Genomic DNA, 16,764 nt, shown 5'->3' on the forward strand with positions numbered 1-16,764 from the left:
ATGCAATACATCTCTACCCGCGGCAATCAAGACCGCAAACGGTTCTGCGAAATCCTGCTTGAAGGCCTGGCGCCGGACGGCGGCCTGTACATGCCGGTGGCCTATCCGCAAGTAGACGACGCCACGCTGACCCGCTGGCGCAAGGTCTACCACGAGCAGGGCTACGCCACGCTCGCGTTTGAAATCCTGTCGCTGTACATCGACGACATTCCCGCCGACGATCTGCGCGCCCTGTGCGCCAAGACCTACACCGCTGAAGTGTTCGGCACCGGCGAGATCGTGCCTTTGCGCCACCTGCAGGACGGTGTCTGGATCGAAGCGCTGTCCAACGGCCCGACGCTGGCGTTCAAAGACATGGCGATGCAACTGCTGGGCAACCTGTTCGAATACGAACTGGCCCGCCGCGGCGAAGAGCTCAACATTCTCGGCGCCACCAGTGGCGACACCGGCAGCGCCGCGGAACATGCCATGCGTGGCAAAAAGGGCGTGCGCGTCTTCATGACCAGCCCGCATGGCCGCATGAGCCCCTTCCAGCAGGCACAAATGTTCAGCCTGCAGGACGCCAACATCTACAACATCGCCATCAAAGGCGTGTTCGATGACTGCCAGGACATCGTCAAGGCCGTGTCCAACGACCTCGAGTTCAAGCGCAAATACAAAATCGGCACGGTCAACTCCATCAACTGGGCGCGTCTGCTGGCCCAAGTGGTGTACTACTTTGCCGGCTACATCCAGGCGACCGAGTCGAACGCCCAGAAGGTGTCGTTCAGCGTGCCAAGTGGCAACTTCGGCAACGTGTGTGCCGGCCATGTGGCCCGCATGATGGGTCTGCCGGTCGACAAGCTGGTGGTTGCCACCAACGAAAACGATGTGCTCGACGAGTTCTTCCGCACTGGCGTGTACCGGGTGCGCGGCACGGCCGACACCCACGAGACTTCCAGCCCGTCCATGGACATTTCCAAGGCCAGCAACTTCGAACGCTTTGTGTTTGACCTGCTGGGCCGCGACGGTGCGCGGGTCAAGGCGCTGTTCGGCGAAGGCCTGTCCAAGACCGGTCAGTTCGACCTGAGTGCAGACCCTGTGTTCGCGCAAGCGGCCACCAAGTATGGATTTGTGAGTGGCAAGAGCACCCACGCCAACCGCCTGGACACCATCCGTGCCACTTACGAGCAGCACGGCATGATGATTGACACCCACACCGCCGATGGCCTAAAGGTAGCCTTGGAGCACCTGACCGCCAGCGTGCCCATGGTGGTGTTGGAAACCGCATTGCCCATCAAGTTCGCGGCTACCGTGGTCGAGGCTTTGGGTCGTGATCCCGTCCGCCCGCCGCAGTTCGAGGGCATCGAAGCCCTGCCCAAGCGCGTGCTGGTCATGGATGCAGATGTGCCCGCCATCAAAGCGCTCATTGAGCGTGAGTGTGTTTGATTTGTGTATGAAAACGCTGCTTTGCGCCCGTCAATAGTGCGCGAGCAGCTCCTGAATCGATAGCAAATGACTTCTGCACCCGGCGCCCCCCGTAAGCCTTTATTGCCTTTGGACGATGCGCTGGCGCAGTTGCTTGCTGCTGTTAGCCCCCTGACAGCGACCGAACAGGTTTCCACCTTCGATGCAGACGGCCGGGTGCTGGCGGCTAACGTGGTGTCTGAGTTGCAAGTGCCGGCCTTTGATAACAGTGCGATGGACGGCTATGCGGTGCGGGCTGAGGACCTGATGTTCGGCTCCAACGAGCTCCGGGTCACGCAGCGGATTGCCGCTGGCGCGGTCGGTGAGCAATTGCAAGCCGGCACGGCAGGCCGCATTTTCACCGGCGCACCGGTACCCCCCGGCGCCGATGCAGTGGTCATGCAAGAAGACTGCACCCGCATCCATGACGAGCGCGATGGGGAGCCCGAGACCATCCGCGTCAACACCACGCCCTTGCCGGGCCAGCACATCCGCCATGCGGGTGAAGACGTGCAGCGTGGGGACTGCGTGTTGCCTGCTGGCACCCGCCTGAGCCCGGCTGAGTTGGGCCTGGCTGCCAGCATCGGCATGGCGCAGCTGAAAGTGGTGCGCAAGCCGCGGGTAGCCTTGTTTTCCACCGGCGACGAGCTGGTAATGCCCGGCACGGTGGCTCCACAAGACATGCCGCCGGGCGCTATTTACAACTCCAACCGCTTTTTCTTGCTAAACCTGCTGCGCCGCATGGGTTGCGAGGTGGCCGATCTGGGTATCGTGCCTGACAACCGTGAAGCCACCATTGCAGCGCTCCAACGCGCGGCGGCTGACAACGACGTCATCCTCACCAGTGGTGGCGTGTCGGTGGGCGAGGAAGACCATATCAAGCCCGCGGTGCAAAGCCTGGGTACGCTGGATTTGTGGCAAATCGCCATCAAGCCTGGCAAGCCCTTTGCCCACGGGCGCATTGGTGCGGCGCACTTCATCGGGCTGCCCGGCAATCCGGTGTCCAGCTTCGTGACCTTTCTGGTGCTGGTGCGGCCGTTCTTGATGCGCCTGCAAGGCGTGCAGGAGTCCGCTATGAAAAGCATAGCTGTCCGCGCAGATTTTGATTGGCCCAAAGCCGATAAACGCCGAGAATTTTTGCGGGTGCGCCACAACGCAAACGGTGGCCTCGATCTGTTCAGCAACCAGAGCTCCGGGGTGTTGACATCCGCAGTTTGGGGGGATGGCTTGGTCGATGTCGCCCCGGGCGAGCCGATTCTGTACGGCCAAGCCGTGCGCTTCATTCCTTTTCAAGGCCTGCTGGCATGAGAGTCACTGTGCGGTACTTCGCCTCCATGCGAGAGGCCATGGGCACTTCCAGCGAAGTGCTTGACACGGCAGCCACCACCTTGGCGCAGTTGCGCGCGGAGCTGATAGCCCGCGGCGGATCCGGCGCCGAGGCCTTGGGTACTGACCGCTCTGTGCGGATGGCGCTCAACCAGGTGATGAGTGCGCCCGGCGACTCTTTGCACGAAGGCTGCGAGGTTGCGTTTTTCCCGCCGGTGACCGGCGGTTGATTGAGACCCATGGTGGCTCCGAACATGCTCCCCGGCGCTGGCGCGCGGGTACGAATCCAAGAGGCAGCGTTCGACGTCGCTGCCGAACTCGGTGCGCTGCAGGCGGGTGACCCCCGCGTCGGTGCGGTGTGCAGTTTTGTCGGCACGGTGCGTGACCGCAATGCGCCGGGCGCTGCAGGCTCGGTCCAGACCCTGGAGCTGGAACACTACCCCGGCATGACTGAGAAGTCGATTGAAGCCATGGTGGACTCCGCGTTTGCCCGCTTCGATATCCTGGGCGCGCGGGTGGTACACCGGGTGGGTGTGCTGCAACCCACCGAGGGGGTGGTGCTGGTCGCCGTCAGCTCGGCCCACCGGGGCCAGAGTTTTCAGGCCTGTGAATTCATCATGGATTACCTCAAGACCCAAGCACCGTTCTGGAAAAAAGAGACCACGCCCGAAGGCGCGCACTGGGTGGATGCGCGGGTGAGCGACGATGAGGCCTTGGCTCGCTGGGGCATTGCCGCCCGCAACGCCTGACCGGGCAAGGGCTCAGTTCAGGTACTTGGGGCGTTCAGCGAGGGCAAATGCATCCCAGTCGCTGGTGTCCGCGTCCATAGAAGCTTGGGTGGGCAACGCGGACTGGTTATCCGCTTGATTTGCGCCGCTGATTCCCCATCCGCTGGCTTGCAGACCGAGGCGCAACACATGGAGCAGGGCTAGCGCCGTTTCGCTCACCATGTGAATTTCGACGGTACGGGTCTCGGTTTGTCCCTGGCACGCTTCGTCAAAGCGCAAGCTCATTTCGTGTTTGTTCAGCAGCTGGTAGTGGGCTGCGGTCACCAGTAGCGGCCCGCCTGCGTCGGGCGATGCCTCTTGATACGGGGTCTGGAAATCGGACTGGCCCAATGTCTCTGCCTGCTGGTGGGCCCTAACGGCACCTTCGGCCGCACCGTCGTGGCCCACGGTCTGCGGATCGCTCAGGCTGAGCTCGTGCACCGCCTTGTCGAGATGGGGAAACAGGTCCAGCATCAAACGGCGGGTCAGCCACAAGCCTTGCTCATCGCCCGCGGTCGAGTTCATCCGCACCAGCAGGCGGTCTTGCTCGGCGACATAGCTGACTTGAAACTGGTGGACTTGCATGCGGACTCAACGACAAAATGGCCAGCACGCATTATCGGGCTCCGGGGTCTTTCAGCCCAGAGTTTGCGCTAGGTCAAACATCACCACTGCCGGTGACTTGAAAACCATCGGCAGGGCCCAAGCTGATGCATCAACGGATGAACCGTGAGGAGTAACCCCATGCGAATCGACAAACTGACCACCAAATTTCAAGAAGCCCTGGCAGAGGCGCAAACGCTTGCGCTGACCCATGACAACGCCTTTATCGAGCCTGTGCACGTCCTCGCGGCCATGATCCGCACCGACGATGCGCCCAAGGCCTTGATGAACCGGGCCGGCGTCAATGTGGCGGGCTTGCTGGCGTCTGCCGAGGCCGGCATCAAGCGCCTGCCGCAGGTGCAAGGCCATGAGCAGGTCACCGTGGGGCGCGACATGGTGTCGCTGCTGCAGGCGGCCGAGAAAGAAGCCATCAAGCGTGGCGACCAGTTCATTGCCGGCGAACTGTTTTTGCTGGCCGTGGCCGACCACAAGGGCGACGCCGGCCAAATGGCCCGCACCAACGGCCTGACCCGCAAGAGCCTGGAATCCGCGATTGACGCCGTGCGTGGCGGCCAGAAGGTGGACAGTTCGGACGCGGAAGACCAGCGCGAATCCCTCAAGAAATACTGCATCGACCTGACCGAGCGCGCCCGCATGGGCAAGCTGGACCCGGTGATCGGGCGGGACGATGAAATCCGCCGCGCCATCCAGGTGCTGCAGCGCCGCACCAAAAACAACCCCGTCTTGATCGGCGAGCCCGGTGTGGGCAAAACCGCCATCGTCGAAGGACTGGCCCAGCGCATCGTGGAGGGCGAAGTGCCCGACAGCCTGAAAGGCAAACGCGTGCTTTCGCTGGACATGGCTGCACTGTTGGCGGGTGCCAAGTTCCGCGGCGAGTTTGAAGAACGGTTGAAGAACGTGCTCAAGGACCTGGCCAAGGACGAAGGCCAGACCATCGTCTTCATCGACGAGCTGCACACCATGGTGGGCGCTGGCAAGGGCGAGGGCGCCATGGATGCCGGCAACATGCTCAAGCCGGCGCTAGCCCGTGGCGAACTGCACTGCGTGGGCGCCACCACGCTGGACGAGTACCGCAAATACATTGAAAAAGACGCTGCGCTGGAACGCCGCTTCCAGAAAATTCTGGTGGGCGAGCCCACGGTGGAAGCCACCATCGCCATCCTGCGCGGCCTCAAAGAGCGCTATGAAGTGCACCACGGTGTGGACATCACTGACCCGGCCATCGTGGCTGCGGCCGAGCTGAGCCACCGCTACATCACCGATCGTTTTTTGCCGGACAAAGCCATTGATCTGATTGACGAAGCGGCCAGCAAAATCAAGATTGAGCTGGACTCCAAGCCCGAGGTCATGGACAAGCTGGACCGCCGTTTGATCCAGCTGCAGATCGAGCGTGAAGCTGTCAAGAAAGAGAAAGACGAAGCCTCGCTCAAGCGCTTTGAGCTGATCAATGAAGAGATCAATAGCCTGCAAAAAGAGATCGCCGATCTGGACGAAATCTGGAAGGCTGAGAAAGCCACTGCCCAGGGCAGCGCACAGGTGCGTGAAGAGATCGACAAGCTGCGCACCCAGATCGAGAGCCTGACCCGCAAGGGCGACTTGGCCAAAGTGGCCGAGCTGCAATACGGCAAACTGCCCGAGCTGGAAAAGCGCCTCAAGGAAGCCCAGGACCAGGAAGCCGGCAAAGCGGCCAAGGGCGGGCCCAACAGGCTTCTGCGCACCCAAGTGGGGGCGGAGGAAATTGCCGAGGTGGTGAGCCGCGCTACCGGTATACCGGTGGCCAAGATGATGCAGGGCGAGCGGGACAAGCTGCTGCAAATGGAAGGCAAGCTGCGCGACCGCGTGGTGGGGCAAGAAGAAGCCATTGCCGCCGTGTCCAACGCCATCCGCCGTTCCCGCTCGGGCCTGTCGGACCCGAACCGGCCTACCGGTTCCTTTTTGTTCCTCGGCCCTACGGGCGTGGGCAAGACCGAGCTGTGCAAGGCGCTGGCCGGTTTCTTGTTTGACAGCGAAGAGCATCTGGTACGCATCGACATGAGCGAGTTCATGGAGAAGCATTCGGTCGCCCGTCTGATCGGCGCACCCCCCGGTTACGTGGGTTACGAGGAAGGCGGTTACCTGACTGAAGCCGTGCGCCGCAAGCCCTATGCCGTGCTGCTGCTCGATGAGGTGGAAAAAGCCCACCCCGACGTGTTCAACGTGCTGCTGCAAGTGCTGGACGATGGCCGCCTGACCGACGGCCAGGGCCGCACCGTGGACTTTAAAAACACCGTGATCGTGATGACCAGCAACATCGGCAGCCAGCTCATCCAGAGCATGGTGGGGCAGGACTACGAAGACGTGAAAGAAGCAGTGACCGGCGAGCTGAAGAACCACTTCCGCCCCGAGTTCCTGAACCGGATCGACGAGACCGTGGTCTTCCACTCGCTGGATGCTGCCAACATCGCCTCCATTGCCAAGATCCAGCTGGCCACGCTGATGGCGCGTCTGGCCAAGATGGACTTGACGCTGTCGGTGAGCGACGCGGCGGTGGCCGAGCTGGCCAAGGTGGGCTTCGACCCGGTGTTCGGTGCGCGGCCCTTGAAGCGCGCTATCCAGCAGCGCATTGAGAACCCGCTCTCCAAGCTGCTGCTCGAAGGCAAGTTCCTGCCCAAATCGACGATTCAGGTGGGGGTGGACCCCATCCTGGCGCCGGGGCAGTTCAGCTTCAGTTAAGCCGTCTGGGGCGCCATGGCGTCCCAGGCTGCAGCGGCTTCTGCGGCGTACATCAGGGCAGGGCCGCCGCCCATGTAGACGCACACGGCCAACATCTCGTCCAGCTCAGCACGGGTGCAGCCCAGTTTGTGCAAGGCCTTCACATGAAAGCCGATGCAGCCCGAGCAACGCTGGGTGATGCCTATGGCCAGCGCCATCAACTCTTTGTGTTTTGCGCTCAGGGCGCCTTCCGCCATCGATGCCTTGGCCAACAGCCCAAAGCCTTGCATGGCCTCGGGTTGCGTCTTGCGCAAGGGACCCAGGTTTTCGTTGATCTGCTTGATGAGGGTGCTGTGGTCGAAAGAGCTCATGGGTTGTACCGTGGAATAGGGAAAAGTCCACTGTAGATACAACGACACGCTGGCATCTTGATACGCCGCAATTTCAGATCAAACAGTGCTATAGCGCTCGTCAAATATGCGCGATTAGCTATCAATTCAGGAGCGTTTTGCCAGCAGTGTCAGTGGCGTCCCACTGCAGTCGTCGTGCCAGGCGATCAAACGCGAGGTCCGCCGAGATCGCCAACAGGCCTACCAGCACCGCCCCTTGCAACACATAAGCGGTGTTGAACCCCGAGAGCCCGACGATGATCGGCGAGCCCAGCGTTTTAGCCCCCACGGTAGAGGCAATAGCCGCGGTGCCGATATTGACGATGACCGAGGTGCGCACCCCCGCCAGCCACAGCGGCAGTGCTAGCGGAATCTGCACTTGGGTGAGGATGTGCCGCGGCGACAGGCCCATGGCGCGGGCGGATTCCAGCACCGGGCGCGGCACCGACTCCAGCCCGGCCAGCGTGCCTTGCAACACTGGCAGTAGCCCGAAGAGTGACAAAGCAATCAGGGCCGGTAGCTCGCCGAAACCGACCGCCGGCACTGCCACCGCCAATATCGCCACTGGTGGAAAAGTTTGGCCCATGGCGGCTAGTGCCTCCAGCAGGGGCCGGAAGGCTCGGCCTGCAGGCCGCGTGGCCGCTACGCCAGCGGCTGTGCCCAGCAGAATAGCGATTGCGCTGGACAACAGCACCAGCCCCAAGTGCTGCCAGAGCAATTGAGCCAATGGCTCTTGCAAATACACCGGGCGAGGCAGGGCCGGGAAAAGCGCGGCAAACACAGGCGTGCTGTGTGGCAGTCCGTAGGCCAGCGCGAGCAGCGCGGCCAGCGTCCACAACAGCCGATCGCTCCACCAGCGGGGTGCGTGCCCCCGTGCCTCAGCCATGCCGTGCTTCCAGCAAATCGGCGGCGCTCACCCGGCCCAGCACCGCGCCGCTCGAGTTGAGGACGCCCAGGCACGACACGCCCAGTGCCGCCATCTGAGAAATAGCCTCCCGCACCGTGGCGGTATCGGCAATTGCGTGGGCTGGCGTGGCCCCCTGCAGCGCTTGCACCAAGGGCGCAATCGGCCGCAGCGAGAGCTGCTTGAGTCCCAAGTCTGCGCGCCCCATAAAGTCGGCCACAAAGTCGCTCGCAGGTTGCTGCAGCAGTTCCAGCGGTGTGCCCACCTGCGCGATTCGGCCCTGGTTCAGCAGCACGATGCGGGTGGCTAAGAGCAAGGCTTCGTCAATGTCGTGGGTGACCAGCACAATGGTTTTGCCGGTGGCGCGGTGAATGCGCTTGAGCTCCAGCTGCAGGGTAGCGCGGGTCACAGGGTCTAGCGCGCCAAAGGGTTCGTCCATCAGCAGCACATCGGGGTCAGCGGCCAGCGCGCGCGCCACGCCCACCCGCTGCTGTTGCCCGCCCGAGAGCTGGTGCGGGTAGCGGCTCGCGTATTGCTCGGGGGCCAAGTCCAGCAGTTGCAGCAGTTCGGTGACCCGGGCTTGCACGCGGGCGGCATCCCAGCCCAGCAGCGTGGGCACGGTGGCAATGTTGCGCGCCACCGTCCAGTGCGGGAACAGGCCCACCGACTGAATGGTGTAGCCCATGCGGCGGCGCAAGTCCTGCACATTGAAGCTGTAAATTTCTTCGCCGCCCAGCAGGATGCGGCCGCCATCGTGGTCGACCATGCGGTTGATCATCTTCAGCGCAGTCGATTTGCCGGAGCCCGAGGGCCCTAGCAGCACTACCAGTTCGCCTTGGGCGATGTGCAGGTTCAGGTCGGTGATGGCCGGTGTGCCGTCGTAAGACTTGCAGGTGTGGTCAAAAGTAATCATGCGGCGGGCGTCTCCAGCAAGGTGCCGAGCGCCTTGAAAAAATGGTCTACCAGCAATGCCAGCAGCACGATGGGAATCACACCCAGCATCACCAGCTCGTTGGCCGCGCTGAACAAGCCGTCAAACATGATGCTGCCCAATCCACCCGCACCCACCAGTGCGGTCACTGCAGCCAGGCCCGTGGTTTGCACGACTGCCGTGCGCAGACCGATCAGTAGCACCGGCAAGGCCAGCGGCAGCTCCACATGCCAGAGCACTTGCCGCGGTGTCATGCCCATGGCGCGCGCCGCGGTGACAGTAGCCTCCGGCACCTGCTCCAGCCCGGCCAAGGCCGAGCGCACGATGGGCAGCAACGCATACAGCAGCAGCGCCAGCACCGCAGGCGCCAGGCCCACACCGCTAATGCCCAGCCGGGCCAGCGCAGGGGCTTGGGCGGCCAGCCACGCCAGCGGCGCCATCAACAAGCCGAACAGGGCGATGGACGGGATGGTTTGAATCACATTCAGCACCGGCAACAGCGTCTTGCGCAGGCGCGGCGCACGGGTCATGCGCCAGGCCAGCGGCACGCCGATGGCTACCGCTGGCGCAATAGCCAGTAGCACGATCTGCAAATGGCGCAGGATGGCGGGGCCGAACACATCACTGTGGTTGGCGTACTCCTTAGCGATGGACAAGTCCTGCCCCGCACTCAAGGACAGCAAAAGGGGCGCGAACAAGGCACTTTGCAGCAGCAAGCGTGGCAGGGTTGTCAGCTGCATGCGGGCGACTGCGTCGAGTGCCGCCATCCAGGCGAGCGCCGCCAGCGTCCAAAAACCGGCACCCAAAGAAGTGCGGGCCAGCGGGTTGTCTGCCTGGCTAGCTAGGCTGACGCTGCTGGCGTGGTGGCCAGCCGCCAGCCACAGTGCGGCCAAGCCTGCCGACATCACCAGCGCCGCTGAGGCCTGCACGGCCCGGCGGTGGGCTTGCACAAGCGCTAGGCACAACACGCCTAGCCCGAGCGCCAGAGCAGTAGCCATCCACGCACTGGTGCCCGGCAGCCATTGCCATAAAAAAACCGGCTCGCCAGACAGCAGCCGGTTCGGTGCGACCCGCACAAAGGGCAGGCCCCATGCGGCCCCAAGCGCGAGCGCCATACACAGCGCCAGCACCGGGTTCCAGCGCTGGGGGCGCGCGTCCATCACGGCGGCGCTTATTTCAGAAAGCCCTTGCTTTGCAGGTAAGTCGTGGCCACTTTGCGCGGGTCTTGGCCCTCAAGTTGAATGCGTGCATTCAGCATTTGCAGGGTGGGGCCATCCAGTGATTTGAAGATGGGTGCCAACACGGTGGCAATGGCGGGGTAGCGCTTGAGCACCTCTTCACGCACCAGCGGCGCCGGGGCATACACCGGTTGCACGCCCTTGGGGTCGTCCATCACGACCAGACCCAAGGCCGCCACGGGGCCGTCGGTGCCGTAGGCCATGGCGGCGTTCACGCCCGATGTTTTTTCGGCCGCGGCCTTGATGGTGGCTGCGGTGTCGCCACCTGCCAGCACCAGCGCTTGGTCCGCGCGCAGTTTGAAGCCGTAGGCGGCCTGGAAGGCAGGCATGGCGTCAGCACGCTCCATGAACTCGGCCGAGGCAGCCAGCTTAAAGGCGCCGCCCTTGGCGATGTATTGGCCCATGTCGTCCAGGGTGCGCAGCTTGTTGGCTACAGCGACATCGCGGCGAACTGCAATCGCCCAGGTGTTGTTGGCATTGGCCGGCTCCAGCCAGACGACCTTGTTTTTCTCAAGGTCCATCTTTTTGGCTAGCTCGTAGCCGGCGCGCAGGTCTTTCCAGGCCTTGTTGCTTTCGTCACCCAGCATGAAGGCGCCGTTGCCGGTGTACTCGGGGTACAGGTCAATCTCACCGGCCAGCAGGGCAGTGCGCACTACCTTGGTGTTGCCCAGGGCCACCTTGTTTTCTGTTTTGATGCCATTGGCCTCCAGCGCCAGCACCACGATGTTGCCGAGCAGCTTGCCTTCGGTATCGATCTTGGAGCCCACACGCACCGGGCTTTGGGCATGGCTGGCAAAGCTGGCTAGCAGGCCGGTGGCCAATACAAGAAGGTGACGGCGCATAAAAGGGGTGGTGGGTAGCATGGGGCGAGCCTTTAAAGTGAGGCCACAGGATAAGCGAAACCGATTGCCCCCGGTTGGCCCGCAGCACAGGCAGCTGTGTTGCAATGGCACCCTCAACACCCCAAGGAAATCGCCATGAAAGCCATTTGGAACGGCACCGTGATTGCCCAGAGCGACGACACCGTGCTCGTAGAAGGCAACCATTACTTTCCCGCCAGCAGCCTGAACCGCGACTATGTGCAGTTCAGCAACCACAAAACCAGCTGCGCCTGGAAAGGCCAAGCCAGCTACTACTCGCTGATGGTGAACGGCGAAATGAACATCGACGCCGTTTGGTATTACGCCGACCCCAAACCCGAAGCCGCCATGGTGCGCGACCGTGTGGCGTTCTGGAAGGGTGTGCAGGTTACTGCTTGAGGCGAGCGCGCTAAAGCCCCGTAGCTTCTGAGAAGTGAGCTCGGGATCTGGGGCTGGTAACGCGCGCTTTTTGTAGGCGGCTTCCTACGCCGATTCGGGATCAGGTCCTCTGGTGAGAAAAGCAGGGCGCCGCCACACTGGCGGTGTATCAAGTCACCACATAAGGACACCCGATGAACACATACCCCAACACTCTCCAGCAACCCAGCGCGTGGCGCTTGCATCCAGTGATTGCGATCGCTGCAGGCTCCGTCATCGTCGTGAGCCTTTTGGGCGCGGCTGCGCTTACAGGCCTGCTCCCTAACTCCAGTGCCACTGCTCCCGCGAGCCTGACCGCCAGCACGCCGGCCAATGTGTCAGCACAGGCTGCAAAAGCGCCTGCGCCCAAAGTTGTGAGCCAAAAGCCTGCTACCCCCAAAACCTCTGGGCAAGTGGCATCGAACTCCACGCCCCCCGCACAAGCTGCTGCGACTCCCGCTCCTGCGGCCGAGAAAAACAGCGCGGTAGGAATCGGTATTGGTGCGGTTGTGGGTGGCCTGGTCGGCAACCAGTTCGGCAGCGGCGATGGCAAAACCCTTGCCACTATCGCCGGTGCAGTCGGTGGCGGCTACGTTGGCAATGAAATTGCCAAGAAGAACGCTGCCCCGTAAAACATTCGCCGCCGTTAAGCGGCTTGCCATTAGCGATTCAAGTGGCAATAAGTGGCAGCCTCTTATTCACGATGCATCGTGAGCATCGTTACAGGCAGCAAGAAAATTTGGCTTATTTTTAGTCTAAATGGGCAGCTAGCCCACATACATCATGCGCAAGCAGCTACTGTTTTGGTAGCAAAGGTGGACCGCTGAGACTGCTAGTTGGCGGCGGGCGTACCGTCAACGCTGTCGGCCTCATGCTCTGCATGACTGAAATAGGTGTGCCAAATCGCATGGAGCACCTCGCCATACGGCGCATCTCCCTCACCGTCATGCATGTAGCTGGTCGCTGACACAGTTTTCTCCAGCTGCGCTTGTAGCTTCGCGATGGGAATGACCACTTCATCGACAAAGCGGTGAGTAGCCTTTCCCGCTTGCTGGAAGTCGGGGTAGCGGGCCATAAAGGGGTCTGTCTCTATGGCGGCGAGAGCTTTGCAGAATTCAATTAGCTGGTGCGGCGGGGGCGGCAGGTCAAATTCGGCGCAAGAGCACTCCAGTTGCTTAAGTAGCTTTTCAATCCAATGGTTTGTGTCCAGTAGTTTTTTCTGGTCCTTGGTCGGATGTACACCGCATTTCAATTTGCCAATGTCAAAAACCATCCCCAGCAGCACCTTCAAGCGCAGCTCCAAAGCGTGCCGTTGCAGAAACAGGGCTGGTAGTGCAATCTCGTCCAAGGTGCCGCTGACTTGCCCATGCGCTACCAATACCCTGGCCGCTTGCACATAGGCAGCTTCGTATTGGGGCTGGCGCCAAAAACCACCGAACCGCGCTTGGCCTTGCTCGGTGTCTTCTTGGTGTTGGTCAGGCGCTTTGCCCCCGATAGATACGCCGTCCGCAGCCGCAGAAGGCTGCTTGTCATAAAGAGGCGGCAGAGGGGGGGTGATTGCGGTCATTGCTTGCGCCTGGGACGATTACGCCCGCCAGTCCGAACTCTCGCGCCGGGCGCGGCCCAGAGCTTCCAAGGTTTCCAGAATGCGGGGCAGGCCTTTCTTCCAAGGACCGCGGCCTTTGAAGCGGGCTTCGATGGCGGGCAGCGGCATGGCGGTGGGGCTGGCGGCCAGCACGGCGGCCACGGCACGCACCTGATCGGGTAGGGCGGCGGGCCAGGCCTGGGCGTCGGTGCTGCTTGCGGGGGCAGCAGGTGCGGCGTCGGTGGCCGGTGCAGGGGCTGGTAGGGGCATTTCCATAGCCAAATCGGGCTGTAGCGCTCGTGGAATGTGCGCGAGCAGCTCACCTTTTTGTAGCGCATTAGCTTCGCTGTCAGTTTGTGCTGCTGCGGCAGCGCGCAGCGCGGGGTCTTGAAATTCTGGGCGCAGCCAGCGCACGGTGCCAGTAGCCTCTTCCGCAGCGCGCTTTGCGTTCAGGGCGACCAGGCGAGTGAGCAATGTCTCTGTCCATGCGGCGTGGGCGGCCTCGTCGGCCCACGGTACAGCGCCCAGGTCACTCCAGCCGTAGGCTGCCAAGACTGCTGCGTCCAGCTCGTCGTGCAGGCTCTGCAGCACGCTCACCAGGCCCTGTTCGTGCAGCTGTTTGTCTTTGGCATTGAGCGCTTCACCGCGGCGCAGCTTGTCCAGCACGTTGTACAGGCCCGTCAGCGTCACCGCCTCGTGCGCCGCCTGCCGCGCCTTGCGGTGCGCGTCCAGCTGCTCGGCCAGCTGGCGGATGCGCTCGGCCAGCGCGGGCGTGAGGCCAGTGTCGTCGCTGGGGAAGGGGAAGGGCTCGAAGCAAGTGGTGTTGTTGTAAACCGGTCGATCTTCGAGCGTCCCGCCAACCGCTAATGACCAATCAACATGAAGAGTGCTGCTCACGACCCCAAGTAGCAACGCATCGTCGCTACCGATGACGCGAATCTTTTGATCAGGCGTTACCGTGCCAGGGATGAAACTGAACAGGCGGTGCTTGGCTGTCTCCGTCGTTCCGATGTACCGATTCAGTCCAGCAATCGCGCTGCGGAGCTGGATGTTGGTTCTTCGAAAGAGCCACCACTGCTCGCGGAGCGTTTTGTCATTGCTGACATCGCGTTCTGGTTTGACGCGCTCATACAGTCGCTGATAGCACGCTGGGTATCTGTTGCGTACCTCGTCCGCGCTGAGCCCGTACATGTCGATCACGTAGACACCTCGTGACCTCTGGGTCAGGTCTTTGCCGTTCAGGTACGGTTTGATCCGTTCAGGCTCCAACACCAAGAGTGGATCGCCTGGTTCAACGATGAAACCGGAACCCACCAGAATCATTCCCATCGCAGAGATCTCAGTGTTGGCCCGTAGTCGCTGTACCTTGGTAACGTTGGCTCCGACCTTGAGGTTTGCGTGAATGACGCCTACCTGCGATGACAACTCGACATCAAGTGCATCAACCTCGCCCTCTCGCTCCGCAACAACGCTGAACAAAGCACCATCATCTGCGCCTGCGGCACCCACTGTCATTGCAATGCGAACAGCTGCACCTTGAGCGCTATCCACCCACGGGTGATCGGGGATCGCGAATCGCAGAGAAATTGGACTCTTGGCGAGCAGATGCGCTTCGACCAATCGACGGTTGTAGGTCATGGTCAAGCTGTTTGTGGTGATCAGCCCGAATTGTCGGGCTCGATCAGAGGCAACAAGGTTCGCAGCCTTGTGCCACCAGTACATGACGAAGTCGGCACTATCTGGCACATCCACGTAAACGTCGCGCAATGAAACGACATAGCCATCGCCCAGTGCTTCGCGCATCTTCAGCTTGCCAATGAACGGCGGATTTCCCACGATGAAATCAGCCTCTGGCCATTCGGCCATTCGCGGATTCGTGTAGGCCCACTGAGCCACTTGTGCAGCTTCGTCAGGCACATCCTCCCCGGTGACAGGGTGTTTCTTGAACGTGTTGCCGTCCCAGCGGGTAATGGTGTTGCCGTCCGCATCCAGAGCGGGTTCGGCGCGGTCGTAGCCGAGCACGGCATCGCGATTTTCGATATTGCCGTAGTCATGTACCACCGGTTCGGCCACGCTGCCAAGGCCGCGGGTGCGCACATGCCACTGGAGCCAGCCGATCCACAACACCAGTTCGGCCAGGGCGGCGGCGCGCTGGTTAAGTTCTATGCCACGCAACTGCTGCAGGGTGACGGTTTCGCCCTCTAAGCCCAGGCGGTCCTGCGTTTCGCCCAGCGCTTCAAGCTGGTTCATCACTTCGCCCTCCAGGCGCTTAAGGTGCTCCAGCGTGACATACAGAAAGTTACCGCTGCCGCAGGCCGGGTCCAGCACTCGGATGGTGCAAAGATAGTGGTGGAAGCGGCGCAGCTCAGCGCGGGCTTCTTCGAGCTTGGCATCGCGCTTTTTGCCGTCTAGTTCCTCAGCCTCACGAGTGAGCACCATTGCGGCAGCTTGCGCGTTGGCCCAGTCTGCGCGCATAGGCTCTACCACGGTGGGCAGGACCAGCCGCTCCACATAGGCGCGGGGCGTGTAGTGGGCACCCAAGGCGTGGCGCTCGGTGGGATCCAGGGCGCGCTCTAGCAAGGTCCCGAAGATCGCGGGCTCCACCTCTTGCCAGTTGGCACTGGCAGCGCGTAGCAGTCCGTCGATTTGTGTGGTGCTGAGCGGCAGAACGTAGCCATCAGTTCCCGCGCCTTTGAAGAGTTTGCCGTTGAAGCGCAGTACGTTTTGTGCAATTGCCGCGTTGAAGCCTCCGGCGTCCATGGCCTGCCAGAACACCTTCAACATTTGCACCAATGTGGCAGGTTGCTCGCGGTATTGGCGCAATAGGTGAACAAAGCTGCCTTGCGATTCAGCCCCGGTGGTGGGGTTGGCTTGGGGCAGTAGGCCGACATCTTCAGCAAACATGCTGAACAGGCAGCGTGTGAGGAACGCCGCCACGGTTTGCGGTGCATGGCCTGCGGCTTCCAAGCTCTTGGCAAGGTCCGCTAACTCGGCTGCCACTTTGCGCGTAACCCGAGCGCTAATTCGAGAGGGGTCTAGGGAAAGCGGCTCCGTCCAAATGCTGCGCAGGGTGGCTTGCACCGCTGGCTTGGCCAAATCGGCAAGCTTGATCCGGTGGCTGCGCGGGTCGGGGAATGGCGTGTAGGTGGCGCCGCTGCGGCTGAACTCCGAATACAGCTCGATGACGTTGCCCACATCCACCACCAGCACAAAAGGCGGGCGCCCTTCGGCGGCGGGCAGGGCGCGGGCGTAGCCCTCGGCCTGGGCGCGGGCGCGCAAGAGCGCGTCGTCAAACCCTTTGGTGGCAGGGCCGGCTTTGACCTTTTTGGCCTCCAGCACAAAGTGGCCGCGCAAATAGCAGTCGATGCGGCCTGCGCTTGTGCTGCCGTCGCCATGGCTGAAGGTGATAGGCCGCTCAAACATGTAGTCCAGCTCATGCGTGGGCGGGGCCACACCGAGCAAGGCGCACAGCTCGATGACGAAGCTCTGCGCGGTGGATAGCTCAGAGGCGGTTTTGCCGGTCCAGCGGGCGATGAACGCTTCAGCTGCGGCGTGGTTGGTGTTGTGTTCTCCCATGCGGGGGATG

Annotated in this window: 15 protein-coding genes; 7 read left to right on the forward strand and 8 right to left on the reverse strand. The window is 62.1% G+C overall.

Translation table 11 applies throughout. The features are described from left to right. From thrC to RAE21_RS05040, 4 genes are all read left to right on the forward strand, one after another. Complete coding sequence (thrC, locus tag RAE21_RS05025) at window positions 1–1,428, forward strand: threonine synthase (RefSeq protein ID WP_313880407.1); 1,428 nt, start codon at window positions 1–3, stop codon at window positions 1,426–1,428. A 66-nt stretch (window positions 1,429–1,494) separates the two neighbouring features. After that, the gene (locus tag RAE21_RS05030; protein ID WP_313880408.1) at window positions 1,495–2,754 is read left to right on the forward strand and encodes a molybdopterin molybdotransferase MoeA; all 1,260 of its coding nucleotides are present in this window, start codon (window positions 1,495–1,497) and stop codon (window positions 2,752–2,754) included. Further along, entirely contained in the window at window positions 2,751–3,002 is a 252-nt protein-coding gene (gene moaD / locus RAE21_RS05035; protein WP_313880409.1) for a molybdopterin converting factor subunit 1, read from the forward strand. Before RAE21_RS05030 ends, moaD begins: the two co-directional genes overlap by 4 nt. A 9-nt stretch (window positions 3,003–3,011) precedes the next feature. Continuing rightward, entirely contained in the window at window positions 3,012–3,521 is a 510-nt protein-coding gene (locus RAE21_RS05040) for a molybdenum cofactor biosynthesis protein MoaE (RefSeq protein ID WP_313880410.1), read from the forward strand. A 12-nt stretch (window positions 3,522–3,533) separates the two neighbouring features. Here RAE21_RS05040 and RAE21_RS05045 read toward each other — a convergent pair whose 3' ends face one another. Then, window positions 3,534–4,124: a hypothetical protein gene (locus RAE21_RS05045; RefSeq protein WP_313880411.1), complete on the reverse strand. Its 591-nt coding sequence runs from the start codon at window positions 4,122–4,124 to the stop codon at window positions 3,534–3,536. 159 nt (window positions 4,125–4,283) lie between these two features. Between RAE21_RS05045 and clpB the strand changes: the two genes are divergently transcribed. Next, the gene (clpB, locus tag RAE21_RS05050; RefSeq protein ID WP_313880412.1) at window positions 4,284–6,875 is read left to right on the forward strand and encodes an ATP-dependent chaperone ClpB; all 2,592 of its coding nucleotides are present in this window, start codon (window positions 4,284–4,286) and stop codon (window positions 6,873–6,875) included. On the opposite strand, the gene RAE21_RS05055 is transcribed toward clpB, so the two are convergent. From RAE21_RS05055 to osmF, 5 genes are all read right to left on the reverse strand, one after another. Continuing rightward, window positions 6,872–7,225, reverse strand: a complete 354-nt coding sequence (locus RAE21_RS05055; protein WP_313880413.1) for a carboxymuconolactone decarboxylase family protein — start codon at window positions 7,223–7,225, stop codon at window positions 6,872–6,874. The two genes, clpB and RAE21_RS05055, sit on opposite strands and share 4 nt — an antisense overlap. A 121-nt stretch (window positions 7,226–7,346) precedes the next feature. Beyond that, entirely contained in the window at window positions 7,347–8,129 is a 783-nt protein-coding gene (locus RAE21_RS05060) for an ABC transporter permease (RefSeq protein ID WP_313880414.1), read from the reverse strand. Then, window positions 8,122–9,060, reverse strand: coding sequence for an ABC transporter ATP-binding protein (locus RAE21_RS05065; protein WP_313880415.1), 939 nt, complete (start codon window positions 9,058–9,060; stop codon window positions 8,122–8,124). Before RAE21_RS05065 ends, RAE21_RS05060 begins: the two co-directional genes overlap by 8 nt. Further along, window positions 9,057–10,238 (reverse strand): ABC transporter permease, encoded by a 1,182-nt coding sequence (locus RAE21_RS05070; protein WP_313880416.1) that lies wholly within the window; start codon window positions 10,236–10,238, stop codon window positions 9,057–9,059. Before RAE21_RS05070 ends, RAE21_RS05065 begins: the two co-directional genes overlap by 4 nt. 11 nt (window positions 10,239–10,249) lie before the next feature. Further along, a complete protein-coding gene (gene osmF, locus RAE21_RS05075; protein WP_313880417.1) occupies window positions 10,250–11,179 on the reverse strand; it encodes a glycine betaine ABC transporter substrate-binding protein OsmF in 930 nt (309 codons plus the stop codon). Window positions 11,180–11,293: 114 nt separating this feature from the next. Here osmF and RAE21_RS05080 point away from each other — a divergent pair, with 114 nt between their 5' ends. Together RAE21_RS05080 and RAE21_RS05085 are read left to right on the forward strand one after the other, a co-directional pair. Next, window positions 11,294–11,575, forward strand: a complete 282-nt coding sequence (locus RAE21_RS05080; protein ID WP_087494170.1) for a DUF427 domain-containing protein — start codon at window positions 11,294–11,296, stop codon at window positions 11,573–11,575. A 173-nt stretch (window positions 11,576–11,748) separates the two neighbouring features. Continuing rightward, window positions 11,749–12,225, forward strand: a complete 477-nt coding sequence (locus tag RAE21_RS05085) for a glycine zipper 2TM domain-containing protein (protein WP_313880418.1) — start codon at window positions 11,749–11,751, stop codon at window positions 12,223–12,225. Between the two features lie 200 nt (window positions 12,226–12,425). On the opposite strand, the gene RAE21_RS05090 is transcribed toward RAE21_RS05085, so the two are convergent. Next, a complete protein-coding gene (locus tag RAE21_RS05090; RefSeq protein ID WP_313880419.1) occupies window positions 12,426–13,160 on the reverse strand; it encodes a hypothetical protein in 735 nt (244 codons plus the stop codon). Window positions 13,161–13,178: 18 nt separating this feature from the next. Beyond that, entirely contained in the window at window positions 13,179–16,754 is a 3,576-nt protein-coding gene (locus tag RAE21_RS05095; protein WP_313880420.1) for a class I SAM-dependent DNA methyltransferase, read from the reverse strand. Between the last annotated feature and the right edge of the window lie 10 nt (window positions 16,755–16,764).

Origin of the sequence: Rhodoferax potami, from assembly GCF_032193765.1 — a bacterium.
GTDB lineage: Bacteria > Pseudomonadota > Gammaproteobacteria > Burkholderiales > Burkholderiaceae_C > Allorhodoferax > Allorhodoferax potami.